This window comes from Acidovorax sp. sic0104, from assembly GCF_019219095.1.
GTDB lineage: Bacteria > Pseudomonadota > Gammaproteobacteria > Burkholderiales > Burkholderiaceae_C > Acidovorax.
On the sequence record NZ_JAHUWH010000002.1, the window covers coordinates 207,181 to 234,061 of the forward strand.

At 66.9% G+C, this 26,881-nt stretch carries 26 protein-coding genes; 14 read left to right on the forward strand and 12 right to left on the reverse strand.

Annotation, left to right across the window (positions count from 1 at the left end):
* Positions 1 to 6 precede the first annotated feature (6 nt).
* The gene (locus KW835_RS05105; protein ID WP_218381221.1) at positions 7 to 450 is read right to left on the reverse strand and encodes an Lrp/AsnC family transcriptional regulator; all 444 of its coding nucleotides are present in this window, start codon (positions 448 to 450) and stop codon (positions 7 to 9) included.
* 134 nt (positions 451 to 584) lie between these two features.
* Here KW835_RS05105 and KW835_RS05110 point away from each other — a divergent pair, with 134 nt between their 5' ends.
* The 5 genes from KW835_RS05110 (at position 585) to alkB (ending at position 7,337) form a co-directional block, all read left to right on the forward strand.
* Entirely contained in the window at positions 585 to 1,496 is a 912-nt protein-coding gene (locus KW835_RS05110) for a DMT family transporter (RefSeq protein ID WP_218381222.1), read from the forward strand.
* A gap of 41 nt (positions 1,497 to 1,537) precedes the next feature.
* Positions 1,538 to 4,360, forward strand: coding sequence for a DEAD/DEAH box helicase (locus tag KW835_RS05115; RefSeq protein ID WP_255593295.1), 2,823 nt, complete (start codon positions 1,538 to 1,540; stop codon positions 4,358 to 4,360).
* 263 nt (positions 4,361 to 4,623) lie between these two features.
* Positions 4,624 to 5,751: a bifunctional DNA-binding transcriptional regulator/O6-methylguanine-DNA methyltransferase Ada gene (ada, locus tag KW835_RS05125; protein WP_218381223.1), complete on the forward strand. Its 1,128-nt coding sequence runs from the start codon at positions 4,624 to 4,626 to the stop codon at positions 5,749 to 5,751.
* Entirely contained in the window at positions 5,748 to 6,521 is a 774-nt protein-coding gene (locus KW835_RS05130; RefSeq protein WP_218381224.1) for a 2OG-Fe(II) oxygenase, read from the forward strand. Before ada ends, KW835_RS05130 begins: the two co-directional genes overlap by 4 nt.
* Positions 6,522 to 6,683: 162 nt before the next feature.
* On the forward strand, positions 6,684 to 7,337 hold the full coding sequence (alkB, locus tag KW835_RS05135; RefSeq protein ID WP_218381225.1) for a DNA oxidative demethylase AlkB: 654 nt from the start codon (positions 6,684 to 6,686) through the stop codon (positions 7,335 to 7,337).
* Positions 7,338 to 7,355: 18 nt separating this feature from the next.
* Here alkB and KW835_RS05140 read toward each other — a convergent pair whose 3' ends face one another.
* Entirely contained in the window at positions 7,356 to 9,131 is a 1,776-nt protein-coding gene (locus KW835_RS05140) for a DUF3592 domain-containing protein (RefSeq protein WP_218381226.1), read from the reverse strand.
* 355 nt (positions 9,132 to 9,486) lie between these two features.
* On the opposite strand from KW835_RS05140, the gene KW835_RS05145 reads away from it, so the two are divergent.
* Entirely contained in the window at positions 9,487 to 9,984 is a 498-nt protein-coding gene (locus KW835_RS05145) for an EVE domain-containing protein (RefSeq protein WP_218381227.1), read from the forward strand.
* A gap of 6 nt (positions 9,985 to 9,990) precedes the next feature.
* Here the strand turns inward: KW835_RS05145 and KW835_RS05150 are convergent, their stop codons facing one another.
* Positions 9,991 to 10,413 (reverse strand): helix-turn-helix domain-containing protein, encoded by a 423-nt coding sequence (locus KW835_RS05150; RefSeq protein WP_218381228.1) that lies wholly within the window; start codon positions 10,411 to 10,413, stop codon positions 9,991 to 9,993.
* Between the two features lie 91 nt (positions 10,414 to 10,504).
* On the opposite strand from KW835_RS05150, the gene KW835_RS05155 reads away from it, so the two are divergent.
* The 3 genes from KW835_RS05155 to KW835_RS05165 all read left to right on the forward strand — a co-directional run bounded on the left by KW835_RS05155 (position 10,505) and on the right by KW835_RS05165 (position 11,923).
* Positions 10,505 to 11,014 carry a DUF2938 domain-containing protein gene (locus KW835_RS05155; RefSeq protein WP_218381229.1) on the forward strand — a complete coding sequence of 170 codons (510 nt, stop codon included), beginning with the start codon at positions 10,505 to 10,507 and terminating at the stop codon, positions 11,012 to 11,014.
* A gap of 73 nt (positions 11,015 to 11,087) precedes the next feature.
* On the forward strand, positions 11,088 to 11,702 hold the full coding sequence (locus KW835_RS05160) for a flavodoxin family protein (RefSeq protein ID WP_255593296.1): 615 nt from the start codon (positions 11,088 to 11,090) through the stop codon (positions 11,700 to 11,702).
* The gene (locus KW835_RS05165) at positions 11,699 to 11,923 is read left to right on the forward strand and encodes a DUF2798 domain-containing protein (RefSeq protein ID WP_218381230.1); all 225 of its coding nucleotides are present in this window, start codon (positions 11,699 to 11,701) and stop codon (positions 11,921 to 11,923) included. Before KW835_RS05160 ends, KW835_RS05165 begins: the two co-directional genes overlap by 4 nt.
* Here KW835_RS05165 and KW835_RS05170 read toward each other — a convergent pair.
* Positions 11,910 to 12,893, reverse strand: coding sequence for a class I SAM-dependent methyltransferase (locus KW835_RS05170; RefSeq protein ID WP_218381231.1), 984 nt, complete (start codon positions 12,891 to 12,893; stop codon positions 11,910 to 11,912). The two genes, KW835_RS05165 and KW835_RS05170, sit on opposite strands and share 14 nt — an antisense overlap.
* A gap of 225 nt (positions 12,894 to 13,118) precedes the next feature.
* On the opposite strand from KW835_RS05170, the gene KW835_RS05175 reads away from it, so the two are divergent.
* Positions 13,119 to 13,370: a GlsB/YeaQ/YmgE family stress response membrane protein gene (locus tag KW835_RS05175; RefSeq protein ID WP_218381232.1), complete on the forward strand. Its 252-nt coding sequence runs from the start codon at positions 13,119 to 13,121 to the stop codon at positions 13,368 to 13,370.
* A 183-nt stretch (positions 13,371 to 13,553) separates the two neighbouring features.
* Here KW835_RS05175 and KW835_RS05180 read toward each other — a convergent pair whose 3' ends face one another.
* Positions 13,554 to 14,009: an SRPBCC family protein gene (locus KW835_RS05180; protein WP_218381233.1), complete on the reverse strand. Its 456-nt coding sequence runs from the start codon at positions 14,007 to 14,009 to the stop codon at positions 13,554 to 13,556.
* A gap of 254 nt (positions 14,010 to 14,263) precedes the next feature.
* Here KW835_RS05180 and KW835_RS05185 point away from each other — a divergent pair, with 254 nt between their 5' ends.
* Positions 14,264 to 14,737: a hypothetical protein gene (locus KW835_RS05185; RefSeq protein WP_218381234.1), complete on the forward strand. Its 474-nt coding sequence runs from the start codon at positions 14,264 to 14,266 to the stop codon at positions 14,735 to 14,737.
* A gap of 165 nt (positions 14,738 to 14,902) precedes the next feature.
* Here the strand turns inward: KW835_RS05185 and nudK are convergent, their stop codons facing one another.
* On the reverse strand, positions 14,903 to 15,547 hold the full coding sequence (nudK, locus tag KW835_RS05190; RefSeq protein WP_370633581.1) for a GDP-mannose pyrophosphatase NudK: 645 nt from the start codon (positions 15,545 to 15,547) through the stop codon (positions 14,903 to 14,905).
* Positions 15,544 to 15,960: a DUF4406 domain-containing protein gene (locus tag KW835_RS05195; RefSeq protein ID WP_218381235.1), complete on the reverse strand. Its 417-nt coding sequence runs from the start codon at positions 15,958 to 15,960 to the stop codon at positions 15,544 to 15,546. The genes nudK and KW835_RS05195 overlap by 4 nt, the downstream gene beginning before the upstream one ends.
* 88 nt (positions 15,961 to 16,048) lie before the next feature.
* Here KW835_RS05195 and KW835_RS05200 point away from each other — a divergent pair, with 88 nt between their 5' ends.
* Entirely contained in the window at positions 16,049 to 16,810 is a 762-nt protein-coding gene (locus tag KW835_RS05200; protein WP_218381236.1) for a DeoR/GlpR family DNA-binding transcription regulator, read from the forward strand.
* 15 nt (positions 16,811 to 16,825) lie between these two features.
* Here KW835_RS05200 and KW835_RS05205 read toward each other — a convergent pair whose 3' ends face one another.
* On the reverse strand, positions 16,826 to 17,764 hold the full coding sequence (locus KW835_RS05205; RefSeq protein ID WP_218381237.1) for a LysR family transcriptional regulator: 939 nt from the start codon (positions 17,762 to 17,764) through the stop codon (positions 16,826 to 16,828).
* 173 nt (positions 17,765 to 17,937) lie between these two features.
* Here KW835_RS05205 and KW835_RS05210 point away from each other — a divergent pair, with 173 nt between their 5' ends.
* Positions 17,938 to 18,372 (forward strand): RidA family protein, encoded by a 435-nt coding sequence (locus KW835_RS05210; RefSeq protein ID WP_370633582.1) that lies wholly within the window; start codon positions 17,938 to 17,940, stop codon positions 18,370 to 18,372.
* A 19-nt stretch (positions 18,373 to 18,391) separates the two neighbouring features.
* Here the strand turns inward: KW835_RS05210 and KW835_RS05215 are convergent, their stop codons facing one another.
* A complete protein-coding gene (locus tag KW835_RS05215) occupies positions 18,392 to 19,282 on the reverse strand; it encodes a LysR family transcriptional regulator (RefSeq protein ID WP_218381238.1) in 891 nt (296 codons plus the stop codon).
* Positions 19,283 to 19,460: 178 nt separating this feature from the next.
* On the opposite strand from KW835_RS05215, the gene KW835_RS05220 reads away from it, so the two are divergent.
* Positions 19,461 to 20,426, forward strand: a complete 966-nt coding sequence (locus KW835_RS05220) for a DMT family transporter (RefSeq protein WP_218381239.1) — start codon at positions 19,461 to 19,463, stop codon at positions 20,424 to 20,426.
* A gap of 129 nt (positions 20,427 to 20,555) precedes the next feature.
* On the opposite strand, the gene KW835_RS05225 is transcribed toward KW835_RS05220, so the two are convergent.
* The 3 genes from KW835_RS05225 to KW835_RS05235 all read right to left on the reverse strand — a co-directional run bounded on the left by KW835_RS05225 (position 20,556) and on the right by KW835_RS05235 (position 26,355).
* Positions 20,556 to 21,977: an aspartate kinase gene (locus KW835_RS05225; RefSeq protein WP_218381240.1), complete on the reverse strand. Its 1,422-nt coding sequence runs from the start codon at positions 21,975 to 21,977 to the stop codon at positions 20,556 to 20,558.
* A gap of 165 nt (positions 21,978 to 22,142) precedes the next feature.
* Entirely contained in the window at positions 22,143 to 24,281 is a 2,139-nt protein-coding gene (locus tag KW835_RS05230) for an acyl-CoA dehydrogenase (RefSeq protein WP_218381241.1), read from the reverse strand.
* A 406-nt stretch (positions 24,282 to 24,687) separates the two neighbouring features.
* Positions 24,688 to 26,355 (reverse strand): methyl-accepting chemotaxis protein, encoded by a 1,668-nt coding sequence (locus tag KW835_RS05235; protein ID WP_218381242.1) that lies wholly within the window; start codon positions 26,353 to 26,355, stop codon positions 24,688 to 24,690.
* Positions 26,356 to 26,881: the final 526 nt, after the last annotated feature.

A 26,881-nucleotide genomic window follows, 5' to 3' on the forward strand; every position in this document is an offset into this window, starting at 1 on the left:
CGCCCCTCAGATTCCCGGAATCCACGGCGGCGGCCGGCGCCGGATGGTCTGCGCCTTCACGATGGCCGTGCTGGTCTGCGCCTTGTCGGCGATGCGATCCAGCACGCCATCGAGCTGCTCGATGGTGCGCACATGGACACGCGCCACAAAGCAGTCGTCCCCCGTCACCTTGTCGCATTCGCAGAACTCGGGCGTGTCGCGGATGAGCTGCTCCACCGCCGCCAGTTGGCCCGGCAGCGGGCGGATGCGCACGATGGCCTGCAGTTGGTAGCCCAGGGCGCGCGGCTCGATGTCCACCGTGAACGCGCGGACCACGCCACGCTCCTCCAGCCGGCGCAGACGTTCGGACACGCTGGGGGAGGACAGGCCCACGCGTTCGCCCAGCTCCTTGAGCGAAGTGCGCGCGTCCTGGTGCAGCTGGGTCAGGATGGCTTGGTCAATGGCGTCCATGGCACGAATGCAAATTTAAATAATTGCCTCAGATTATCAGGATCATTCGAAAAATTGCCTATTGTTCGGCATTCCCTTGGCGGTTGGGGTTTTCTATAGTTCTGCCATCGACACACAAGGCAGAGCACCGGCATATGGACAGGAAAACACAAGGCACTTTGGAGATGGGCGCCGCGATGGCCATCTCGGGAACGATTGGCTGGTTCGTCGTGCAATCAGGCCTGCCTGCACTGCAGGTGGTTTTCTGGCGCTGCGCTTTCGGGGCGGTAACCCTGGGCCTCGTGTGCTGGGCCATGGGGCTGCTGCGGGGCGTACTGACCTGGCGCACCGCACTGTGGGCGGGCCTGGGGGGCGTGGCCATCGTCACCAACTGGCTGCTGCTGTTCGGCGCCTACTCCCACGCCTCCATCTCGGTGGCCACGGCGGTCTACAACACGCAGCCGTTCATGCTGGTCGTCTTCGGCGCCCTGCTGTTCGGCGAGCGCATCACGCTGGCCAAGCTCGGCTGGCTGGCCACGGCATTTGCGGGCATGCTGCTCATCGTGCAGGCCAGGCCTGGTGCCGGCGCTCCCGGCAGCCACTACGCGCTGGGCGTTGCGATGGCACTTGGCGCCGCCTTCTTCTGGGCTGTGGCGTCGGTCATCGCCAAGCGCCTCACGGGAACGCCGCCGCACCTGATCGCGCTGGTGCAGGTGGCCGTGGGCGTGCTGATGCTCGCACCGTTTGCCCAGCTGGGCACGCCGCCACAGGGCGCGTCCACCTGGCTGATCCTGATCACCCTGGGAGTGGTCCACACCGGCGTCATGTACATCCTGCTGTACGGCGCGGTGCAGAAGCTGCCCACCTTCCTGCAGGGCGCCCTGTCGTTCATCTACCCGGTGGTGGCGATCGCCGTGGACTTCGCCGCGTTCGGCCACCGGCTGCAACCGGCGCAGTGGCTGGGCGCCGCTGCCATCTTGCTGGCCGCGGCGGCGATGAACCTTCAGGCCACCCGACCGCGCCCGCCGGCAGCGAGAGCCGCACCACCCGACCCACGGAGCACCTGACGGCCGGAGTCGTCGCCGCCGAGCGGCACAATCGGCGACCTATGTCCGCCAACGGTCCCTCTCCCGGCCAGCCTGCCCGTCCCGGCGCCCCCCTGCCCCCCGGGCTGGTGGCGGGCCACTTCCGCCCCCGCATCACCCTCATGACGCTGGGCCGGGGCGAGGGCCTCCTGGGCATGGCGCCCCAGGGCAAGCTGGGCCCGCGCGGCGATAGCGTGACCCTGGCGCAGATCGACTGGACCTACCGCACGGATTGCGGTGCCGACTGGCAGGGCAGCGCGCCCACGTCGGTGCTCGGGCCCCGCCCCGCCGCCGAGCAGGAGCTGTTCGACACCGGCGGACCCGTGCTGCGCATGCAGCGCAACCTGGCAGCCGAGGCCGACGCCATGGACCGCGTGTGGGACCTGGGGCTGATCCCCGTCGATGCGGGCAAGCTGCAGTGGCGCCACCGCGCCGCCGCCAGCAGCCTGGGCCCCGTGTGGACGCTGGCGCAGGAAGCACAGTTCGGCGACTTCTGGGCCGACCAGATACCGCAGTTGCGCGCCGAGGGCTGGAGCGTGGTGGTCCACCCCGGCTTCGCACACGAAAGCGTGCCCGTGCAGCGCTGGAAACTCGTCATCGCCCCCGACACCGGCGAGCTGCTGGCCAAGGAAGTCGACGGCCCGCTGGGCGCGCGCCAGCGCCCGGTGCAGAAGCTGCATCTGCCCGAACGCGAAGGCGCCTGGCTGCTGAGCCTGGGGATCGAGATCGACGGCGTCACCGTGGACCTGGCCCCCATGCTGGCCGACCTGTTGCGCCGCGACGTGCGCTGGCTCAACGCGCGGCAGATGGCAGCCATCGACGACCTGGCCATCATCTCGCTGCGCGCGCCGGGCGGGCGGCGCATCGACGCCCCTGCAGGGCCGCTGAAGGCCATCGTGGGCGCGATGGTGGACCTGCTCACCGACCCTGCCCGCAACCAGCGCAAGGAGGGCGATCCACTGCACCTGGGCGCCTGGGAAGCGCGCCGCATCGAGGCCCTGCGTGCCGGTCTGGTGCAGGCGCACCGCGTCGGCGCCGTGAGCGGCTGGGACAACGGCTGGCAACTGCAGGGCGACGCGGGCCTGGCCCAGCTCGCTCACCGGCTGCGCCGCATCGGCGCACCCCTGCCCGTGGCGGCGCCCGAGGGCCTGGCGGTGCAACTGCGCCCCTACCAGCTCGAAGGGCTGGCCTGGCTGCAATACCTGCGCGCCCAGGGCCTGGGCGGCATCCTGGCCGACGACATGGGCCTGGGCAAGACCGCGCAGGCACTGGCCCACGTGCTGCTCGAGAAGGAAGCTGGCCGCCTCACCCGCCCTGCCTTGGTGGTCGTGCCGACCTCGCTGCTCTTCAACTGGCAGGCCGAGGCCGCGCGCATGGCGCCGGACCTGCGGGTGCTCTGCCTGCACGGCCCCGACCGGGGCGGGCGCTATCTGCAGATCGCCGGGCACGACCTGGTGCTGACCACCTACCCCCTGCTGTGGCGCGACGCGGACGCCCTGGCCGCCGAGCCCTTTCACCTGCTCATCCTGGACGAGGCCCAGATGGTGAAGAACGCCGGCAGCCGCAGCGCCCGCGCCCTGCGCCGCCTCTCGGCGCCGCACCTGTTGTGCCTGACGGGCACCCCGCTGGAGAACCACCTGGGCGAGTTGTGGGCGCAGTTCGATTTCCTCATGCCCGGCTTCCTGGGGGACCTGCGCAGCTTCAACGCGCGCTGGCGCAAGCCCATCGAGGAGAACGGCGAGACCCTGCGCGCGCAGTTGCTCGCGCAGCGTGTGCGCCCCTTCATCCTGCGCCGCCGCAAACAGGACGTGGCCACCGAGCTGCCAACGCGCACCGAGGTCATCCAGCGCGTGCAGCTGCAGGGCAAGCAGCGCGAGCTGTACGAAGCCGTGCGCACCGCGGCCGACAAGCAGGTGCGCCGCGCGCTGGAGCGCCAGAGCTTCGAGGGGGCGCAAGTCACCATCCTGGACGCACTGCTCAAGCTGCGCCAGGTGTGCTGCGACCCCCGGCTGGTCAAGGGCATCAAACATGACCCCCACGCTCCACCGCTTCGCGGGTCGCTGCCCCCCGAGGGGGCCGCTGTTTTGCCTTGGGGCGGCCCGGCGGCGAAACGACATGACCCCCACGCTCCGCCGCTGCGCGGGTCGCTGCCCCCCGAGGGGGCCGCTGTTTTGCCTTGGGGCGGCCCGGCGGCAAAACATGCACCCGGCACCGGGCACGCCAAACTCGACCTGCTGGCCGACATGCTGCCCGCGCTGGTCGAGGAAGGCCGCCGGGTGCTGGTGTTCTCGCAGTTCACCGAAATGCTGGGCCTGGCCGCCGAGCGGCTGGATGCCCTGGTCCTGCCCTACCTCACGCTCACCGGCCAGACGCCGCCAGGCCAGCGCGGCGCGGTGGTCCAACGCTTTCAGGCCCAGGACGCCAGCAGCGCGCCCATTCTGCTGGTGAGCCTCAAGGCCGGGGGCACGGGCCTGAACCTCACGGCCGCCGACACCGTGATCCACGTCGACCCCTGGTGGAACCCCGCCGTGGAAGAGCAGGCCACCGCGCGCGCGCACCGCATCGGTCAGGATCAGCCGGTGTTCGTCTACAAGCTGGTGGTCGAAGGCAGCATCGAGGAGCGCATGCTGGAGCTGCAGGCGCGCAAGGCCGCCCTGGCCAGCGGCGTGCTGGGCCACGACGAGGCCGGCGCCGTGAAGTTCAGCGAGGCCGACCTGAAGGCGCTGCTCGCGCCGCTGGCGGAACCGGCGGACAACCCGCTGGCGATTCCGGGCGAGGACGCGAAACGCTGGGGCGGCACGGGCAAACGCCGGCCACGGCCGTTGCAGCCGCCAGAATATGAATAAAAATGCCCTCTATCGCTTGGTGGAAAATTGCCGGCAGCTATCAAAACAATAGTGTTTGACGCGCTGACAGGGGCTACGCCCTTGTCTTTGCCCAACGTGCAGAATTCAAAAGCAAGCTTCGGAGTGCGCCCGGCAGGCGCCGTTTCTACAGTGATGGCATCGCAACGACATCTGCCCTGCCACGGCAGGTTCTTTTGGGAGCCACCACCATGCAAGCCATCGCCCATTTGCTGTTTTCACCATCTTCACCGTCTAACGTTTCCATGCCCACCCGCCCGGTCTCCCGCGCCGCCCAGGCAGCGCAGCAAGCCGCCATCACCCAGGCCGACCCGCGCTGGGCGGCGGTGCAGGCGCGCAGTGCTGCGGCGGACGGCAGCTTCTGGTACTCGGTGCAGACCACCGGCGTGTACTGCCGCCCCAGCTGCGCCGCGCGCACGCCGCGCCCCGAGAACGTGCGCTTTCACGTCAGCTGCGCGCAGGCCGAAGCCGCAGGGTTCCGCCCCTGCCAACGCTGCAAGCCGCAGCAGTCCTCGGCCACAGCGCACCACGCGGCCCAGGTCACGCAGGCCTGCCGGATCCTGGAAGCCGAAGACTCCGTCACGCTCGATGCGCTGGCAGCGCGCATGGGCCTGAGCGGCTCGCACCTGCACCGCATCTTCAAGCAGGTCACCGGCCTCACGCCCAAGGCGTACGCCGCCGCGCAGCGCGAGCAGCGCGTGCGCAGCGCGCTCACGCAATCCGGCGACTCGGTCACAGACGCCATCTACGGCGCGGGCTACCAGTCAAGCAGCCGGTTCTACGAGCGGTCCACCCAGGTGCTGGGCATGACGCCCTCGCGCTACCGCGCTGGCGGCACCGCCCAACAGATCCGTTTTGCGGTGGCCCAATGCTCTCTGGGCGCGATCCTGATCGCGCACAGCGGCCAGGGTTTGTGCGCCATCCTGCTGGGCGACGACCCCGATGCCCTGGTGCGCGACCTGCAGGACCGCTTTGCGCAAGCAGAACTCGTGGGCGGCGATGCAGGGTTCGAGTCGCTCGTGGCCCGCGTCGTCGCGTTTGTCGAAGCGCCCGGCCTGGGCCTGGACCTGCCGCTGGACGTGCAGGGCACCGCGTTCCAGCAGCGCGTGTGGCAGGCGCTTCGCGCCATCCCTGCCGGGCAGACCGCCAGCTATGCCGAGATCGCGGCGCGCATCGGCGCCCCCACTGCCATGCGCGCCGTGGCACAGGCCTGCGGCGCCAATGCGCTGGCCGTGGCCATACCCTGCCACCGCGTGGTGCGAAGCGACGGCGCGCTGTCGGGCTACCGCTGGGGCGTGGAGCGCAAGCGGGCGCTGCTGGCCCGCGAATCGAACGCAGTGCACCAGCCCGTGGCGCGGGAGAAAGCGGCATGAGCGCACTGCCCCAACCCACGCCATCAGCCACCGCCCCCTGGCCCACCCCCAGCGCCGCCCTCTACAACGCCCGCGTTGCCGCGCTCGACTGGGCGCAGGCCGCCGACGACCTGCACACCCAGGGCCATGCGGTGCTGCCCCAACTGCTGAGTGCCGCGGAATGCACCGCACTGGCTGCTCTGTACCGCCAGGCCGGCCCGCCGCTGTTTCGCAGCCGCGTGGTGATGCAGCGCCACGGCTTCGGCCTGGGCGAGTACCAGTACTTCAGCTACCCGCTGCCGGATGTGGTGGCTGGTCTGCGCGACGCGCTGTACCCCGAGCTGCAGCCCATCGCCAACCACTGGAACGCCGCCATGGGCATCGACGTGCGCTTTCCGGCGCAGCACGCGGACTTCATCGCGCGCTGCCATGCTGCGGGCCAGTTGCGCCCCACGCCGCTGCTGCTGCAGTACGCGCCGGGGGACTACAACTGCCTGCACCAGGACCTGTACGGCGAGCACGTGTTCCCGCTGCAGGTGGCCATCCTGCTGTCGGAGCCCGGCCGCGACTTCACGGGTGGCGAATTCGTGCTGACCGAGCAGCGCCCGCGCATGCAGTCGCGCGCCGAGGTCGTGCCCCTGCGCCGGGGCGACGCCGTGGCGTTCGCAGTGCACCACCGCCCGGTGCAGGGCACGCGCGGCACGTACCGCGTCCACATGCGCCACGGCGTGAGCCGCGTGCGATCGGGGCAGCGGCATACGGTGGGCATCATCTTTCATGATGCTGAGTAGACGTTCTCCCCCTGAGTCGCCTGCGGCGCCTTCCCGCTCTCTCGCTTCGCGGGAGGGGGACGCACCCGGTGGCCTGGAAAAGCCAGTTCCACGGGTGCACTGGCCTTGGCCGCGCCAGTTGCCACGGCCTTGCATCGATGACGCTGTGGGAAACTCCACAAGATGACGCTGGGTCTGTTCGACGACTTGCCTGCAGCAGCACAGGCTCCTGAATGGCTCGAGCCTGGCGCCGTGGTGCTGCGCGGCTTTGCGTCGGACCTTGCGGCCGAGCTGCTCGCGGCGGTCGGCGGGGTGGCCGCTGCCGCTCCTTTCAGGCACCTTGTCACGCCCGGCGGCAAGCGCATGTCGGTGGCCATGACCAACTGCGGGCCGCTGGGCTGGATCAGCGATCGCAGCGGCTACCGCTACGGTCCGGTGGACCCAGACACGGGCGCGCGGTGGCCGGCCATGCCCGCCCTGTTTCGCCAGCTGGCCCGCGATGCGGCCGAGGCGGCCGGCTATCCGGGCTTTGCACCGGACGCGTGCCTCGTCAACCGCTACGAGCCCGGCACGCAGCTGTCGCTGCACCAGGACCGCGACGAGGGCAACTACGCGCACCCCATCGTGTCCGTATCGCTCGGCATTCCGGCCGTCTTCCTGTGGGGCGGCGCCGAGCGCGCCGACAAGGCCCGGCGCGTGGGCCTGTGGCATGGCGACGTGGTGGTGTGGGGCGGCCCGGCGCGGCTGCGGTTTCATGGCGTGCTGCCACTGGCCCAGGCGGAGCATGCGGCGACGGGAGCGCGGCGCATCAACCTGACTTTCCGCAAGGCGGGGTGAGAGGCCGCGCGGCAAGCGCTACTTGCGGTAGCCCGTCTTCTGGGCGATCAGGGCCAGCATATGGTCCGCCGCGGGACGACCGGGCAGGCTGTCGGCCACGGTCAGCTTCTTGCCGCCCTTGAGCACCACTTCGATGCGGTAGAACGTCTCGTGCCGGGACCCTGTCTGCGTGGAATAGCTCTCGGCCACATGGAGCCGCGCGATATCGCTGGCAGGCGCCTGGTGGTGGATGAGCATCAGGCCCAGCAGGCGCCGCTCCGACCGCACGCCGCGATCATCCAGCTCCACGGTCAAGCTGTTGGCCACGGCGTAGAACCCGCCCAGCAGCATCGCGCCGCCGGCCAGGCCGAAGATCAATCCGAAGAAGGCAGGAGCCTCTCCCGCAACAAGGCGGGCCACAGCGACGAATGCGCCGCCCACCAGCACCCAGACAATGGTCTGCTTCCAGGCCCTGCCGTAGGGCTGGTACAGGCGCACCCCACCGGGCGTGCGCTCCAGATGGCCTACAGCCTGCAGCGCGGCGTCGCGCATCCCGGCGAGCCCAGGGTGGCGCGCGGCATCTTCCGCCAGCGACTGCGATGTGCCACCCGTGGCGTACACCGGGACCTCGAACGTGCGCTCGAAAGCCAGCGCGGGGTCGCCCGACTCGACCAGCACCCGCCAGGTGTGGTATTCGGTATCCGCCGCCTCGGTGGCGGGCAGCCCCGAAGGTACGTGGAAGCGAAAGGACAGCCCGGTGCCGACGGTGCGCGCATTCACCTGGGCCATGCCTTGCTGCTGCCACACCACTGTCTCGCGCGACTCGGTCTTGCCTCCGCTGCGCGATTGGTAGTGGCGCAGGCAGCTGAGCGTGACGGCGAACTGCATTCCGGGCTGGTAGGCGACCGGCAGCGCCAGCGTGGCGCCCACGTGTCCGCCGATGGCGCCCGGGAACGGGTCCATCACCAGCCGCACGTCGCCAAAGCGCAAGACATCGCGGGTGGCCCGCAGCGCCCACACCAGCACGCCCAGGCCTGCCAGCACCATGGCTGCGAACAACGCCAGCAGCGCGTAGTCGTGGCGGGAAAATGCCCTGACCCCATGGGTGGCGAGCACGGGCCAGGCAACGGCATTGCACACCACTGCGAACACCCACGCCACCCACACCTCGTAGCGTTTGTTGGAGCGGATGCTGTTGTCCGCCCACTCGCGCCGGGCGGTCCATGGCTGAGCCAATGCCTGCGGCGTCCTGGCCTCGCGCTCGCTCCTGGGGCCGCGCCAGGCGGCGTACAGCATGCCCAGGCCGGCACCGCCAAAGACCACGACGAACAGCATCTTGAACATCAGCAGGCCGGGCCGCAGGCTGCGGTCCAGCACTGCCTCCTGCGGGTTCGCCGTGTTCACCCAGGCGGTCACGGTGCGGCCATCGCGCTGGGCGGCTTCCAGGCGCCGCCCCAGCTCTTCCTGGAAATCGCCGATGTTGTCCATGCCAGAGCCCACGGCCACACGCTCGCCCACATAGGTCTGGCCAGCCATTTCGTAGCGGTAGCGTGCCGTGACGCCGTAGCTGCTGGATTTGCGGCTGCTTGAGCGATCGAGCGATGCCGACACCAGAGCGGCGGGCACCGGCTGCCACGCCTGCATGCGGGCCCAGTCATACACCGCAGGAACGACGCTGAGCAGCAGCATGCCCACGCCGAAAGCTGCGAACGGCGTGGCGAACAGCGCCAGCAGCCAGTAGGCACCCGTGCTGCTGCCTTTGCTGCGCGGCGACTTGGGCTGGCCCAAGTTCTTGCGGATGCGACTTTCACCCATGCTGATTGGACGCCGACGCACCGTGCCCTGCCCCCCCGCGCGTCCCGCGGCGCCCAGGCAGCGCCTTGGTGCCGGCGCTCTCCTCCGTATTGTCGTGATGTGTTGTGATGTGCCGAGCGCCCTGATGGGCCCCGCCGAGCTCGCGCCTCGTGCAACGCGGTCCGGCCACGATTCTGCGTCCGGGCCTGCAGGTATGCAATGCGGGCGCCTGCGGTGTCGCATTTGTGAAGATGCAGGCTTGAAGCGTCCACGGGCAAAGCGCTGATCGCTATCTTTTGAATAGCAGGGCAGTCGGTTAAATCTCCATGGCGGCATCCGGTCAATGCCGCCCTCGTGTCTTTGCCAGAATGGCGCCATGACCACGCCCAACGCCCCATCCGCCCGCGCGCAGCATTACTGGCTCATGAAGTCCGAGCCCGACGAATGCTCCATCGACGATGCACTGGCCGCGCCGCACGCCACCGTGGCCTGGACCGGCGTGCGCAACTACCAGGCCCGCAACTTCATGCGCGACGAGATGCAGGTGGGCGACGGCGTGCTGTTCTACCACTCCAGCTGCCCCGAGCCCGGCATCGCCGGCCTGGCCCGCGTGGCCTCGGGCACCCGCCCCGACCCCACGCAGTTCGACCCCGCGTCGCCCTACCACGACCCCAAGTCGCCCGCCGACAAGCCGCGCTGGCTGCTGCTGGACGTGCAGGCCACGCAAAAGACCCGGCTGATGCCGCTGGCGGAAATGCGCGAACACGCCGATCTGCACGACATGCGCGTGTTGCAAAAGGGCAGCCGCCTGTCCATCACCCCCGTCACTGCGCAGGAGTGGCAGGCCATCGTCGGCGCACTGCAGGCGGGCTGACGGCAGTCACCCGCGCCGCCGGGGCATGATCTCGCGCGGCGCCAGGTCGCCGTCGGAGGCCGACTGCATGAGCTTGCGGAAAGACGGGCATTCCATGTGGCTCGGCGCGGGGCACACGGCAGCATGCCGCAGTCCGTCGCTCATGGCCTGCAGGCGCCGCACCATCTCGTCGATCTGATCGGCCTTGGAGGCCAGCATGCGGCGGTCGATGTCGGGCCGGCCGTCGGGCGCGAACATGGTGGCGATCTCGTCGAGCGAGAAACCCGCAACCCGCCCCAGGGCGATCAGCGCCAGCTGGTCGAGCACCCGCGCATCGAACACCCGCCGCAGGCCGTGCCGGCCGATGGAGGCGATCAAGCCCTTCTCTTCGTAGTAGCGCAGCGTGGATGCCGCCACGCCCGAGCGCCTGGCCACTTCGGCGATGTCCATCACAAAAAAACCCCTTGACTTCAAGTTGACTTGAATTCGTACAGTACCCAGACACCGGTGCTCAGTCAACTTTGAAGGAAATGAGGAAGCTATGAACGAATGGACTGAATGGAGCCGCGAACTGGCGCGCGTAGCGTGGATAGGCATCGGCGCGACCGCCGTGCTGGATGTGTGGCTGGCCGCGCTGCGGCGCATGGGCGTGACTACCCAGCCCCTGGCGCTGATCGGCCGCTGGGTGGGGCACATGGCGCGTGGGCGGTGGTGTCACGACGGTATCGCGAAGTCGGCCCCCGTGCGCGGCGAAGGGGCGCTCGGTTGGCTCATGCACTACGCCACCGGCGTGTGCTTTGCCGCATTGCTGGTACTGGTGACCGGCCGCAACTGGGCCGCCCAGCCCACGGTCCTGCCGGCGCTGGCAGCAGGCATCGCCACCGTGGCCGCGCCGCTGTTGGTGATGCAGCCCGCCATGGGCAGCGGCGTGGCGGCCTCGCGCACCGCCACCCCGTGGCGCAACCGCCTGCGCAGTGTGGCCAACCACGCCGTGTTCGGCGCGGGCCTGTACCTGGCTGCCTGGGCCGGGAGCCGCGCCTTCCCCGGCTGATGCATCGGCCCGCATCGACCCGATGCCGCCGACCAGCACACACCTTGCTTTTGTATGAATGGAGATCCAAGAAATGATGACGACGAACAGAAAAATCGCGGTGGTGTTCCACAGCGCCCATGGCCACACGGAGCACATTGCCCAGCAGGTGGCCCACGGAGCGCACAGCGTGGACGGCACGCATGCGCAATTGATAGAAGCCGCCCGCCTGACGCCCGAGCCCGGCCTGCTGACCGGGTTCGACGGGCTGGTGTGGGGCTCTCCCACCTACCTGGGCGGAGTGTCTGGTGTGTTCAAGAGCTTCATGGACGCCACCGGCGGCCTGTGGCGGCGCCAGGAGCTGCGGGGCCGGCTGGCGGCGGGCTTCACGGTGTCGTCGCTGCCGGCGGGGGACAAGCAGTCCACGTTGCTGTCGATGTTCGTGTTCTCCATGCAGCACGGCATGGTCTGGGTAGGCAACCCCATCCTGCCCGAGCAGCATGGTGGCACGCCGTACGACGAGGCGGCCAACCGTCTGGGCTCCTGGTCGGGCCTGATGGCCCAGGCCGGGCATGCGTCTGCGCCCGATGCTTTCGCGCCGGGGGACGTGAAGACTGCCCACCTTTTCGGGCAGAACTTCGCGCGCAAGGTGCACGGCTTTGCGCCGCACTCCCGGTTCAGCGAGACGGCGTGCAAGGCCGCGGCATGATCCCGCAACGGTTTGCGCCGCTGCTGTTCGGCTTGATCCTGTCGGGCCTGATGTCGCTGCTGGTGTCGGGCATCTCCACGCTGCATGCGCGCGGGTGGAGCGCGGGCTTTGCCGGCCTGTGGGCCGGGGCCTGGCTCACGGCATGGCTGTTTGCGTTTCCGGCCGTGCTGGTCGCAGCGCCCCTGGCCCGGAGGTGCGTGGCGCGGCTTACGGCCCGGTAGGCGGCGCAGCCTCGGCGGGCAGATCGGGCGCGCGGTACACCAGCACCTTGAGCGCCCGGTCCGCATCCGTGTCGGCGAACGCGGCCGGGTTGGCCACACGCTCCACGAAGGCCAGCCCGGGCGCCAGTTCGCGCATCTGGTCCTTCAGGAAGGCTGCGCCCAGCTCCGGCGCATTCAGGCACAGCAGCGCGTGGCCGCCCGGCGCCAGCAGGCCGGGCAGGCGCCGCATCAGCCGCGCGTAGTCCTTGGTGGCCACGAAGCTGCCCTTCTGGTAGCTGGGCGGGTCCACGATGACGAGGCCGTAAGGCCCGCTGCGCGTGATCTTGCCCCAGCTGCTGAAAATGTCGTGCGGCAAGAACGCCGCGCCAGTGGTGGTGCCGTTGAGCTGATGGTTCTGCTGTCCGATGCCGATGGCGCCGTGGCTCATGTCCACGTTGACGACCTGCCGGGCACCTGCCTGCAGCGCCACCACCGAAAAGGCGCAGGTGTAGGCAAACAGGTTCAGCACCTTGAGGCCGTAGCGATCGGCACTGCGGGCGGCTGCGTGGTCGCGCACCCAGCGGCGGCCCTCTGCCATGTCGAGGAACAGGCCGTGGTTCTGCCCGCGCAGCACATGCACGCGGTAGCGCGTGCCGGCCTCGGTCACGGTGTGCGGCTCCGGCACAGCGCCGGCCATCAGGCGCGTCTCGCTGCGGCCTTCGACGCGCAACGCCTCGCCCCGGTGCTGGAACACCCAGTTGAGCGGCTCGCCCGCCGGGGCGATCTGGCTCCAGCGCACCTGCAGCGCGGCGCCGACGGCAGCCAGGTCTTCGTCGGTGGCCGGGGCGAAGCTCGTCAGCACGAATACGGGGGGATAGACATCGAGCGACCACTGCTCGCACCCCGCATGCAGCCCGCCCCGCCCATGGAAGATGCGCCGCGCTTCGGTGGGCAGGTGCATGGAGGCGATGGCGTCAAGAAGAGCTTGCATGAGGGACTGGGGAGCGAAAACAGGTGAATACACGAACGAAAACAGCCGCTACCGCCTGATGGGCATGCGCTGCCAGCTACTGAAACAATAGCATGCTGGATTATCGCCCGGGAGGTGGCGCACTCTTTGCCCGCGAGCGAGCCGCTGGAAAAACCCCGCCACAAATAGCCAGTACAGTCGCTGCCGGGCGCCCTGCCCTGCCTTCAACTCTTCACAAGGACTTTCATGTTTTCCATCATCGGAACCATCGTCGTCGGCTTCATCGTCGGCCTGATCGCGCGCGCCGTGAAGCCGGGCGACGACAAGCTGGGCTGGATCATGACCACGGTGCTGGGCATCGCCGGGTCGTTCCTGGCGCGGTACGCGGGCGTGGCGCTTGGCTGGTATGCCCCCGGGGCGCCGGCAGGCTGGATCGCATCGGTTGTCGGCGCCATCGTGCTGCTGGTGATCTACGGGCTGGTCAAGAAGAAGGCCTGATACGCAGGCGCAAGGGCGCTGCCCAGACACCGCAAGGGCTCGCGCCGGCAGCGATGCCCAACCTGATCCGGGCACGAGGCGCTGCCCGGCCAGTCCGCCTGGAAGAATTCAACGCCTCGGCCGTGGAACGGTCGGCGGTCCAGCGCCCATCAGCCAGAAAAGCTGCGCGCCAGACCAGCTGGGTCACACGCTGGATGCGTGTGGGGCTCCAGCCCCCGACCGACGCACACATTCGGCCTGCAGCCCTTGCGCCTCCATTTGCAGGTATTGGCGCACCAGTTTGTCTGTGAACAGAACTGCAATCCGCGCAAGCGGCCCGGCAAACCTCAGGTTCAGCGTCAATGTGCATTCGCGCCCGTCGGGCGTGAGGACGTGGTCCGCCACGGCCCACACGGCGCGCCCTTCGGAGCGCCAGGTGAACCTGTGTCCGGGTTGCCAATCGACGACCGTCATCTTCGCCACGGGTAGCTTCGGCTGCTTCACTTCAAACCGGGCGCCCACCCCCATCGGGCTTGTGCCAAGAGGACGCACGCTGCTCATCGATTCTGTCCAATGAGGCCATTTTTCGACATCCACAAGAATGTCCCAAACCTTTTCGCACGGGGCTGGAATGGTTATGCCGGTCGAGAAAACTGTCATGACTACTGCACAGAAGAATAAAAATCATTGGCCAACCGGGCACAACGAGGTTGATTTCAAAGAATGATATCTCCATCTTCTTCAACACCTTCTTTGTGCCGACTCATTGATTTTATAGCAGGCCGAATATCCAGATGCAATCATGCTCTTGCATGATTGCATTTCCACAACCGGAATATTAGGCTGCATGAGCGAGGCAAAGGCACACTTAAATATGCCAGCAAATTCCACTCGCCATATTTTTCACCCAGCAGATGCTATATATTCTTTCCAGAATACTCTCACCATACGACGCGGCCGATGTTTTCATCGGTGCCTTTGCCACTTTTCAAAAAGCACAGGCCGCAAGGAAAGCCGTCATGGAACTTTGGGAGCAAGGCGACCCGTACAGCAAACAAAGCTATCGGATCGCCGATTTGCAAGCAGATCTCATTATTTCTGAAATCACAGATATTCGTCTGGATGACAGCCAGGCCTTTGGATACATCGTCAGTGAATTCTGCGACTCACACAGCATGCTCACCAGAAGCTTCCTGTCAGCGCATTCGAGTCACGAGGACGCTGAAGCGTTCGTGAAGCGGCACAAGCTTGAAGAATCTCCGTGCATTGGAGGCATTTTCTGGCACGATATATTGACGACAAAGATCAACCCCGAATTGATCGACGTGCTGCACATCGCCAACAGAGCCAATCGGCATAAGATCAATCGGCAATTCATTCCCGCCTGATTTGTCAACAAGAAACATTCAAAGAGATGATCTCAGATTATCTCGGTCATATTTTTGGGCACCGCTGAAAAAGCAACGAACCTTTCATGCATCGTCATTTCAATCTCGGGCGTTGGCATTGATGAATTTCTCGTCCCGTTTCTGATTCCGCATCGAAAACCGACATCATCCCAGGGCGGGCGGCAGCGCAGGGCCCGCAGCCCCGTGCAGCATCAAGGCCACGTACTGCAGCAGCATCACTGTCTTGCCATCCTGAATGGTTCCGTTGCGGATGCCTTCGAGCGCCTGTGCCAGCGGCATCTCGGTGACCTCGATGTCCTCGCCCTCGTCGGCCAGCCCACCTCCCTCCCGGATGCGGTCCTGAGGCTGGTACTCGGCCACGAAGAAGTGCAACTTCTCGGTGACCGAACCGGGGCTCATGTAGGCCTCAAACACCTTGCGGGGCTGGCGCACGCGGTAGCCTGTCTCTTCCTCGGCTTCGCGGCGAATGCAGGTTTCGGGGTCGTCGCCATCGAGCAGGCCGGCGCAGGTTTCGATCAGCATGCCGTCTGCGCTGCCATTGAGAAACGCGGGCAGGCGAAACTGGCGTGTGAGCACCACCGTGCGCCGCTCTGGGTCGAACAGCAGCAGCGCCGCACCGTTGCCCCGGTCGTAGGCTTCGCGGATCTGGCGCTGCCACTGGCCGTCGCGCCGGCGCAGGTCCAGCGTGACCTTGCGCAAGGTATACCAGTGGTCCGACAGCACCTCCACCGTCTGCAGCCGGACATGCTCGGTGCTGGCGGGCACCGGCGCAGGCACGGGGCGGCTCACGGGCGGGCCTCCTGCGCACCCTGCGGGCGCAGCGGCAGTTCGCTCACATCGTGCACCACGGGCAGCCCGCGCGCACGGGCCCGTGCCACATCCATGTCGGCCCCGCGCGACGCGCCGGGCAGGCGCAGCACGGCGTCGCAGCGCGCGAGCAGCCGCTCTGCCACCGGGTACTGGTAGGCGTGGAAGACCGCATCGCCCGGCTCCCGGCCGCCCGCCGCGTGGATGATGGGCAGGGCCAGCCATTCGCCGAGCATCGGCAGGTGGCCGCGCTCGTAGATCGGCAACGCGGCGGCTTCCAGGCGGGCGCGGTTGGCAGCGATCCGGGCCGGATCGCCGTCGGTGCCGGAGAGATAGGGGCCGGCGATCAGCACCAGCAGCGGAAGATCTTGGGGTATGGCGGCGGAAAAGCTCATTCTTGGCATCCTTCAATTCGTGCAATATCATGCACAAACATGCAAATTCACGCAAGCCTGCACCCGCCCTTCGCTGCGCCCTGACACGATGCTCACCACACAACGCAAACAGCTCATCCTCGAACGCCTGCGGCAGACCGGCCAGATCGTGGCCAAGGCCCTCAGCGAAGAACTCGGCATCTCCGAGGACACGGTGCGGCGAGACCTGCGCGAACTGGCGGCCGAGGGCCTGCTGCAACGCGTGCACGGCGGCGCCCTGCCCGCTTCCGCCGCCGTGGGCAGCCTGCAGGTGCGCGAGCGCCTTGCCCCCGAGGACAAGCGCGCACTGGGCCGCGCAGGGGCGGCGCTGGTGCAGCCCGGCCAGGTGGTGATCCTGGACGGCGGCACCACGTCGCTGCAGGTCGTGCAGCACTTGCCGCTGCACCTGCGCGCCACCGTGGTCACGCACAGCCCGGCCGTGGCCGTCGCATTGGCCGGCCATGCCGAGGTCGAGGTGCTGGTGCTCGGAGGCCGCCTGTTTCGCCACTCGATGGTGAACGTCGGCGCCGCCGTAGTGGAGGCCGCTGCCCGGTTGCGCGCCGATCTGTACCTGATGGGCGTGACCGGCGTGCACCCGCAGGCGGGCCTGACCACGGGCGATTTCGAGGAGGCGGCCGTCAAGCGCGCCTTGCACCAGCGAGCGGCCGAGACGGTGGTGCTGGCATCCGCCGACAAGCTGGGCGCTGCGTCAGCCTTCACCGTGGCGCCGCTCACGGCCCTGGCGGGGCTGATGGTGCCTGCGGGCACGCCCCCTCAGATGCGCGAGGCGCTGGAGGCTGCCGGAACGCCGGTGACCTTGGCCCCAGCCTGACGACTGCCCCGGCCCCTATTCGCTGGCCAGGGCAACCGCCGGGCGCCCTGGCGGGGCATGCCGGGCCATCAACGCCGCCACCCAGTCGATGAACGCCCGCGCCTTGGCGCTGACATGGCGGTTGGGCGGATAGGCCACGTACAGCGGCATCGGGTCCAGCTCCCAGTCTTCGAACAGGGGCACCAGTTCACCGCTGCCCAGGTGCGGCAAGGCCATGTAGTGCGGCAGCCACAGGATTCCCATGCCCGCGAGCCCTGCCGCCAGATAGGCATTGCCGTCGTCCACCGCCAGCACATACCGCCCTTGCACTTGCACGTGCTCTTCGCCGCGCCGCATGGCATACGGAAAAGTCTTGCCCGAGCGGGACCACAGGAAGCCCACGACCCGGTGGTGCGAGTCTTCCAGATCCTTGGGATGAGGGGGCAGGCCCGCCCCCTCCAGGTAGCCCGGTGCCGCGTACACCCCCAGTTGCAGGTCGCCCACACGCCGCGCGATGAGGGACTGGTCCTTGATCTCCCCTCCACGTAGCACGCAGTCCACGTTGTCGCCGATGAGGTCGACCATTCGGTCGCTCACGCCCATGTCGAGCTGGATGTCGGGATGGCGCGCATGGAAGTCCGGCAGCGCAGGCACCAGGATCAGGCGCGCCAGCGGGCTGGGGACGTCCACGCGCAGCCGGCCCCGGGGAGCTGCCGATGCGCTGGACAGGCTGGTCTCTGCATCGTCCAGGTCGGCCAGCAGGCGTACTGCGCGCTCGTAGTAGGCGGCGCCGTCGGCGGTGACCTGCACCCGGCGGGTGGTGCGGTGCAGCAGCTTCACGCGCAGCCGTGCCTCCAGCTGCTGCACCAGTTGCGTGACGGTGGTCTTGCTCACATGCAGGGTGTCGGCCGCCCTGGTGAAGCTACCGGACTCGACCACCCGCACGAACGCCTGCATTGCATCGAACCGGTCCATCGGCACCGTACTCCTTATGGCCAAAGATTGTTTGGAGTTTACAAACAGTGATGGACAGACGGGCCCGTTTATCTCCGGCGTGCCCGCCGATAAATTCCTCGCATCGACCACCCCGGGCCGACACGGCCCCCACGGCCTGCCGGCCAAGATGCCCACCGAAAGGAATACACACCATGCCCATGCCTTCGACCTCCCCGCGCGATGTGGTCTTTCCACCCGGACGCCAGGCGCTGTACGAGAAGAACCGCTACTCACCCGCCATCCGGTCCAACGGCTTCCTGTTCGTGTCCGGCCAGGTCGGAAGCCGGCCCGACGGCTCGCCCGAACCCGACCTTCAGGCCCAGGTACGCCTGGCCTTCGACAACCTCAGCGCGGTCCTGCAGGCCGCAGGTTGCACGTTCGACGATGTGATCGACGTGACCGTCTTCATGGTGAACCCTGAAGCCCACTTCGAGGCTGCGTGGGAGGTGGTGGGCGAGTACTGGGGCCAGGCGCCCCACCCCACGCTCACGGGCATCGGCGTGACCTGGCTCTACGGCTTCCAGTTCGAGATCAAGGTGATCGCCAAGCTGCCGGTCGGCGCAGCCGGTGCGGCCGCGACGCGCTGAGCGCCTGCGCCGAGCTGCATCAGCGGGCCCCGGCGCGCAGGGTGTCCACCAATGCCTGCGCGAACCCCGACAGCACGGCTCCCCGGCGCACGCAGATCTGCAGGTCGCGCTGCGCCCACGGCTCGTCCATCTCGACCACGACGGGCGGCTCGCTCAGCCCCGCCGTCGGTACGGCGCCGCGCGGCACCAGGCCGATGCCCACGCCCGCACCCACCATGCGGCACACGGCCTCGAAACTGCGCACCTGGATGCGCACGTCCAGATGCCGGCCCAGCGCGGCGGCCGCGTTCATCGTGAAAGTGTGGATGGCCGACCCCGCGTGCAGCATCACGAACGCATGGTCCAGCACCTCGGCAAAGCCGACCTTCGTGCGCCCGGCCAGCGCGTGGCCTGCCGGGACAATGAGCACCAGCCGGTCCTGCCGGTAAGGGGCCAGTTCCACGTCTGCGCCCGTGCCGCTGTCGGCCAGCACGCCCAGCTCGATCTCGCCATTGGCCACCGCCACGACGATGTCGGCGCTGGTGCGCTCCTCCAGGGTCACGCTGACCTGCGGGTGCCGCTTGAGGAAACCGGCCAGATCGTCCGGCAGGAAGGTGTGCGTGGCATGGGTATTGGCCCACAGGCTCACATGGCCACGGATGCCGGTGGCGAACGGCGACAGGTTGGCATGCATCTGCTCGATGCTGGCCAGCACCTGGCGTGCATTGCGCAGCAAGGCCTCGCCCGCCCGCGTGAGCGCAAGGCCCCGGGTCTGGCGTTCGAACAGGGACGTGTTCAGCGCTTCCTCCAGCCGCCGCAGCCGGTGGCTGGCCGACGACGGCGCAAGGTAAGCACGCGCAGCGCCCCGCGTGAGGTTGCGCTCCTCGGCCATGGCCACAAAAAGACGCAGGTCGGTAAGGTCGTAGTTCAATGCGGCCCCTATCGTTCGTTGAATACGAACGCATGGTTGCAGGATGAGCAATTGTGCCCGACCTTCCAAAGAGGCACGATGGCACCTAGCTCCTCAACACACGCCCATGGGGCGCCTGCACAGCGTTCGGATTTTCCGCACACGCTGACTGCTTTGCTCACCCCACGCGCTCTGCCCCATGCCCTGGAAAAACTGGTCCTCAGAACGCCTTGGTCTTGCCCTCGCCATCCTGGCGGCGCTGGGCTTTTCGTTCAAGGCCATCTTCGTCAAGCTGGCCTACGCCGTGCCGCAGGCGGTGCCCGTCGATTCCGTCACCCTGCTATGCCTGCGCATGGCGTTCTCGGTGCCCGTCTTCGCCTGGGTCGGCTGGCGCGCCAGCCGTAACCTGGCACCACTGGGCGGGCGCGACTGGCTTGCCATTGTTGCCCTGGGCCTGCTGGGCTACTACGGCGCGAGCATCCTGGACTTCATCGGTTTGCAGTACATCACCGCCAGCCTGGAGCGGCTGATCCTGTTCACCTATCCCACGCTCACCATCCTGATCGGCGTGCTGTTCATGGGACACAAGGCCTCGCGGCGCGAGATGGGGGCGCTGCTGCTGTCCTACGCGGGCATCGGCCTGGCCTTCGCGCACGACCTGCAGGTGGCGGGCGACATGCATGCGGTGCTGATCGGCGCCGGATTCGTGTTCGGCTCGGCCGTCTCGTACGCGTTCTACCAGGCGGGCAGCGAGCCGGCCATCCGCCGCATGGGGGCGGCGCGCTTCACCGCGCTGGCCATGCTGGTGTCCACCGGCGCCACGCTGCTGCATTTTTGCGTGTCGCAGCCTGCCGGCGCGCTGGTGCAGCCCGCGCCGGTCTATCTGCACGCACTGGGCATGGCCATCTTCTCGACCGTTCTGCCGGTGTTCATGACGTCCGCCGCCATCCGCCGCATCGGCGCATCCAAGACTGCGCTCATCGGCACGCTGGGGCCGATACTGACGATCTTCTTCGGTGCCTGGCTGCTGGGCGAGCCTCTGTCCGCCTGGCAACTCGGCGGCGCGGGACTGGTGCTCGCGGGGGTCATGCTGATCAGCAAGGTCGGCATGGACACAGGTTTCCTGCGCTGGGCGGGCAAGGCATTGCTGCCTTTGAAACGCTAGCGAGACCCCTGCGCCCCGGCGAGGTGCGTGCAGGAAACGGCTGCCGCACAAGGGCAAAAAAAAGCCCGCAACGAAGCGGGCTTGCCGACGGGCCGGCTGGAGCACTGTGGCGGATGCCACAGTGCCGCCTCAGGCGCGCGGAACGGGGGCGCCGGAGTTGACGCACAGCTCCATGTTCAGCGCCTTGACCGCGGTCTTGTAGTCCTCGCGTTCGATCACGAACTGCATGTTCACCTGGCGCAGCGTCTGCGACACGCAGTTCACGTTGACCTGGGCATCGGCCAGTGCCTGCGCCGCCTTGGCCAGCACGCCGGGAATGCCGATGTTGGAGCCGATGGTGCACACGATCGCGCTGGGCTTGATCGTCACGATCTGGTAGAGCTCCTGCAGCTCTTCGACGAACGCAGGCGTGAGCTGGTTGTCCCACACCAGGTGCGCGATGGAGTTGGCGTTGGTCGCCTTCAGGATGTAGCTCACATCGTGCTTGCAGAAGACGTTCATCAGGCCGGCATCGAAGCCCACGGTGCCCACCATGCTGGGGTCGTGGATCTCGATCAGCGTGACCTTGTCGGTGCCGGTGACGATCTCCACGCGCGCGCGCTCGCCCACGAAGTCTTTGGTGATCAGCGTGCCCGGGTGGTCGGGCTCAAACGTATTCTTCAGGCGGATCGGAATGCCGGCCAGTTCCATGGGCTTGGCGGCCTTGGGGTGGATGGCTTCCATGCCCACGTCGGCCAGTTGATCGGCCACGTCGTAGTTGGTGGCGCCCACCACGATGGCGTTTTCCAGGCCCACCAGGTTGGGATCGGCCGACGAGAGGTGGAATTCCTTGTGGATCACGGCCTCGGCGGGGCGCACTTCCACCGCGATCTTGCTGAAGGTGACCTCGGAGTAGCCACGGTCGAACTCGCGCATGATGCCTTCGGTGCCCTTGGTGTAGCCCGTGGCCACGACGACCTTGTCGCTCAGATCCAGGTTCTTGAAGCTGTGGGCGATGCGCTCGTCGATCGTCCAGGCCTCGTTGTCGTCAAAACCCGCCAGATCCATGAGGACCGCGTTCACGCCGTTGGCCTTGAGGATCTCGACCGAGTTGAACGCGCTGTGCGATTCGCCGATGGAGGCGAGCACCTCGCGGGCGGCCAGCAGCACATCCTTGCGGCTGAGGTAGCCGCTTGAGAGCACATGGTGCATTGCGTTCAGGTATTCGCCGGCGTGGCTGATGCGCTGGTCGATGAAGGCATCGGCCACATCCAGCGGCAGGCCCAGGTCGGCATAGCCCGCATTGAGCTTCTTCAGGCTGGTGGACAAAGCCGCCAGCGCATCCTGATAGCCCTTGCCTTCGGCAAACAGCGCATAGATGCCACGCTCGCCCGTCTTCTTGTGCTCCAGCAGCTGGTTGGTCACGCCGGAATAGGCGGACACCACGTAGATCCGGCCATAAATGCGCTTGGGATCGTGCAGCACGATGTGGCGCAGCACATCGCCAAAGGCGGTCATGGAAGTGCCGCCGATCTTCTCGACAGAGATCTTGGAGTTTTGAACGTCTTGCATGGACTGACAGGCTCAGGGGAGCGAACAAATGGACAAACCGGACCAGTGCGCCAACCCCGGGAGGGCAGCAGCAAACCTGGTATTTTCCATCACTTTCGCGGATTCGCCTTTTCCAGTTTTTGGCCAGTTCACCATGGCGTCTGGAGATGCATGGCCCCACCCAGCTCAGGGCGCGAAGTCATCCACCTGAATGACCTTGTCCGCAGCCTGCAGGTAGGCCAGTGCCAGGGCGGGCTGGGGCATGCCTGCAGCCGCCACATCGAAGGAACCCGAGCGCCGCACCAGCTTGTTGAGCTGCATGGTTGCATCGTCACCCAGCTGGGCCGCCAGCTCCAGCGCTTTCGTCAGATCGACCAACCCGCCACTCTTGGGCAGGCTCATGTCGGGGCACAGGCGCCGCACCACAGATGGGTTTTCGCGCAACAGCTTGGCCAAGGCCAGCATCTGCACGTCGCGCGGGGGCGCCAGGTGGGCCGTGCGGCTCAGCACCAGCTGGCCGATCAGGCGCCGCCCCGGGGTGGGGAGGTTGGCATAGAGGTCGCTCAGCACCTCCTCGGCCGCATCCAGCTGCGCACGCAGCGCGGCCTGGGCCAGCGGCAGCATCTGCGGGTCGCCTTCCACCGCATAACGCCAGAGGGTGGAGCTGGCCATGTAAAGGTGCGCCAGGCAGTCGCCCAGGCGCGACGACAGCAACTCCATGCGCTTGAGCTTGCCGCCAAGCAGGCCCATGGCCAGGTCGCAGGTCAGCGCATATTTGGCGCTCAGGCGGGCCAACATGGCGGCTTCCTTGGACAGATCTTGCGGCGGTACGCCGACCACCGGCGCACCGAACAGGCTGCGCCAGAGGTTGCGGGCCACGTGCCCGGCGTGGCCCAGCAGGGCCTGGCCCAGTGCTTCATGGTCCTTGCGCTCGACCGCCTGCATCTCGGCCATCACATACGGGTGACAGCGCACGGCCCCCTGGCCAAAAATGATGAGCGATCGCGTGAGGATGTTGGCGCCCTCTACCGTGATGGCCACCGGCATGTGCCGGTACGCCACCGACAGCAGATTGGACGGCCCGTTGATGATGCCCTTGCCGCCCAGGATGTCCATGGCGTGGTTGATGGCGGTTCGCCCGGCCTCGGTCAGGTGCACTTTGAGGATGGCGCTGGCCACGCTGGGCTGCTCCCCTTTGTCCAGCGCGGCGGCGGTGAAGCGGCGTGCCGCATCGGTGGCATAGAGCTCGACCGCCATGCCCGCGATGATGCCCGCTACCGCATCGAATTTGCCGATGGGCAAACCGAACTGCTCACGCACCTTGCCGTAGCCATTGGCGACGAACACCGAGCTTTGCTGCGTAGCGGCCCCCAGCGCCGGCAGCGAAATCGCGCGCCCGGTGGCCAGGCACTCCATCAGCATGCGCCAGCCCTGCCCGACCTGCTCCTCGCCGCCAATGACCCAGTCCATGGGCACGAACACGTCCTCACCCACGATCGGGCCATTCATGAAGGCACTGTCCATGGGGCGATGGCGGCGGCCGATCTGCATGCCCGGCGTGGGCACGGGAATCAGCGCGCAGGTGATGCCCAGGTCACGCTGGCCTTCGGGGCGGCTCTCATCCCGGGCATTGAAGGCCAGGCCCACCACGGTGGCCACGGGCGCCAGGGTGATGTAGCGCTTGGAGAAGGTCACGCTGAAACCGCGCACTGGCTGGCCGTCGATCTCGCGCGTGGTCAAAATGCCGATGTCTGGAATCGAAGCGGCGTCGGAACCTGCGTACGGCGATGTGAGACCAAAACACGGCAGGTCACGGCCATCGGCCAGGCGCGGCAGGTAATGCTGCTTCTGCGCATCGGTGCCGTAATGCAGCAGCAACTCCGCAGGCCCCAGCGAGTTGGGCACCATGGCCGTCACCGCGGCCGACACGTTGACCGTGGCCAGCCGCGTGACCACGGCCGCATGGGCAAAGTGCCCAAACCCCAGCCCGCCCCATTCCTTGGGAATGATCATTCCGAAGAAGCGCTTGTCGCGCAGGTACTGCCACACCTCGGGCGGCAGGTCGCGCGCCGTGTCGATGGCAAAGTCGTCGAGCATGCCGCACAAAGTCCGCACCTCGTTGTCGAGAAACGCCTGTTCTTCAACGGTCAGCTTGTTCGGGCCGGTGGCAAGCAATGCATCGAAGTCGGGGGTGCCCGCGAACAACTGGCCTTCAAAACCGATGGTCCCGGCTTCCAGCGCTGCGCGCTCGGTGTCGCCCATGGCGGGCAAGGCTTTGGCAAAGGATTCCATGGCGAATTGACCGACGAGTGATGCGATACCCATGACCACCTCCTTGAAACTGAGAAAAGAAGCACCTTTGCGCAGATGCGAGTGCTTCAGTTTCAGCCGGTGTTCATCGGGGCCGCGTCCCCATCCTCTGACTCTGTTGTCATCCACGGCCTCGATTTACGCCGCCAGCGCAGGCAGTGCGCAGAGCGCAGGCGGCTACTGAAACACGTGAGAGATGGCACAAAAGGAAAGAGAGTCTGGGCGGTGTGCCGCGTGCGCTCCTGCGACGCCTTCAAGTGCTTTTGGCTCTAGCGGCTATCCCAGAAGCGCCAAAAGCTATCAGTACGATAGCCAGGGCCCAACACCTTCGCTGCAGCATGCAGAAAACCGCGGGTCCACTGATGGCGCCGCAGCGCTTGCCCGATGGATGGAAAACGTCTGAGCCCAACCCGGTGCCAACTCACTGTGCCTGCACCGCCCCGTCGCGCACCACCCACTGGGCGCCCCAGTGCTTTGACCACTGTTGTGCTAGGCGGTTGAAGCTGCTGTCGCGCTTCATGGCGTCCAGCGCTTCCTGCCAGCTGCGCACCACCGCCTGATCGGTGCGCTTGGACATGCCGATGTAGAGGCGGTTGACGAACAGCTCATAGACCGGCTCGAAGTCGGCCGGGTTCAGGCCTGCATCGCTGGCGGTGGTGGGCAGGTCCATGTCCGTCATGACCAACGCGGTGACCTTGCCTTCGAGCAGCTTGCGGAACGCGGTCGCCCAGTCGGGCGAGTAATCCAGGTTGTGGAAGTCCTTGCCTTTGAGGAACTCCTCTTTGGAATCCCCCTTGATGACCGCGATGCTGGGCAGCTTGCGCGCTTCATACAGGCTCTTGACGCTGATGCCGCTCCCTCTTTTCACAAACAGCACGGCATTGCTGTGCACCAGCGGGCCAACCCAGTGGAACTGGTTTTCGCGGCTGGGTGTGCGTGCCATGGTGAACAGCACGGCATTGGGCTCGGTCTGCAGCGCGGCATAGCTGCGCTCCCAGGAGGTGATGCGGACCTCTGCCTGGTGCCCGGTCCGGGCCAGAATTTCTCGCACCACGTCGGGAGAAAAGCCTTTGACGTCCGCACCGCTCGCATCGTGCTTGTTGGGGGCATCGGTGTAGTTCAGCGGGGGTTCGTGGGCCGTGCCGACGACGAGCTGAACGCTGTGCGCCAGTTGCGCGGCCGAGGCGCCGGGCCCTTGCCGAACGCGCAGAGCTGCGGCAGGACGCGCCACTTGCTTCTCGCTGGCGCGCGCAATGGGCAGTTCCGGCAGCGCATCGGCAGGAGGAAGACCGGGCACGTGGAACGCTGCTGCCGCATAGCGCAGCCGGTCGGCGCGGGTCTGCAAGGTTTCCGCATGAACGCTGGCGTCGTGCAGGAGTTCGGCGTAGCGCCCCGTCACGGCATCCAGGTGGTCCAGCGAGCTGCTCAGCTGGGAAATGTCGCGCTCCTGCTGCTGGGTGACGGCGGCGATCTCTTCCATCATGTGGGTGACTTGCTGCGAGCTGGCGTTGATCTCGTCCATGGAATTGGCCACCTGGTCGGCCAGCTTGGCCGACTGCGCAATCTTTTCCACCGAACCAGCAATCAGCGTCTTGATCTCTTTGGCAGCGCTGGCAGAGCGCTGGGCCAGCGTGCGCACCTCTGAAGCCACCACCGCGAAACCCTTGCCCTGCTCGCCCGCCCGTGCTGCTTCCACGGCGGCATTGAGCGCCAGAATGTTGGTCTGAAAGGCAATGCCATCAATGACGCCAATGATCTCCTCGATCTTCCCCGAGGATTCGCTCAGGGCGTCCATGGTGTGGGTCATCTTGCTGACCACCGCATTGCCCTGGGTCGCTATGTCGGATGCAAAACGCACCGACTTTTGAGAATCTGCTGTCTTGCTGCCCGCCTGCTGGATGGTGTCGAGCAGGCTGCCGATGTGCGACCGGCTTTGTTGCAGCAACTCGGTCTGCTGCGACATGTTGGAGGCCAGATTGAGATTGTTGGAGGAAAACGTGACCGATTCATGGGCCACAGTTTCGGCCTCTTGCCGGACCATCCCGATCTTCTCGGCGAGCGAGTCACGCAGGCCGTGGATAGCCGCCAATGCACTGTTTGAATCGCTTGTTGGCATCAAAGCGGAGGGTGTCAACTTACCAGCGCTCAGGTGGGCAATGTGTTCGCTCAATGTGTTGGGGCTGGCACCGAACTGCCGGGCTACCGACCTGTGCAGACGAATCAGGGCAACGCCGACCACTACCGCCGCCACCAGCAAAAGCCACATCAAGCGCTGCCAGGCTGCTTGCGAGGCGCGGGGAGCCGATTGCAGATCACCGTGCAAGCTCCAGGCACTGGCAGCCAGCACCAAAAAGCTGAACGCGCAGACAAGGCCCCAGACGAAAAAATGTGAACCGAGGGAGGCTTTGGGTTTCATGCAGGGTCTCACCAAAGGAGTGATTCGTGGTGGACCCTAAGCAAACTTGATGCCCGCAGTAACAAAAAGTCACAACCACCGGTAGCCCATGCAGGCTGGGCCAAACCCCGCCGCATTCGCTGGCCTGCCGAGCACAGTCAATAAAAAGCCGCGTAGACCTTATGAAATCGTCGCGGATAGCTACCAAATTAGTAGCATC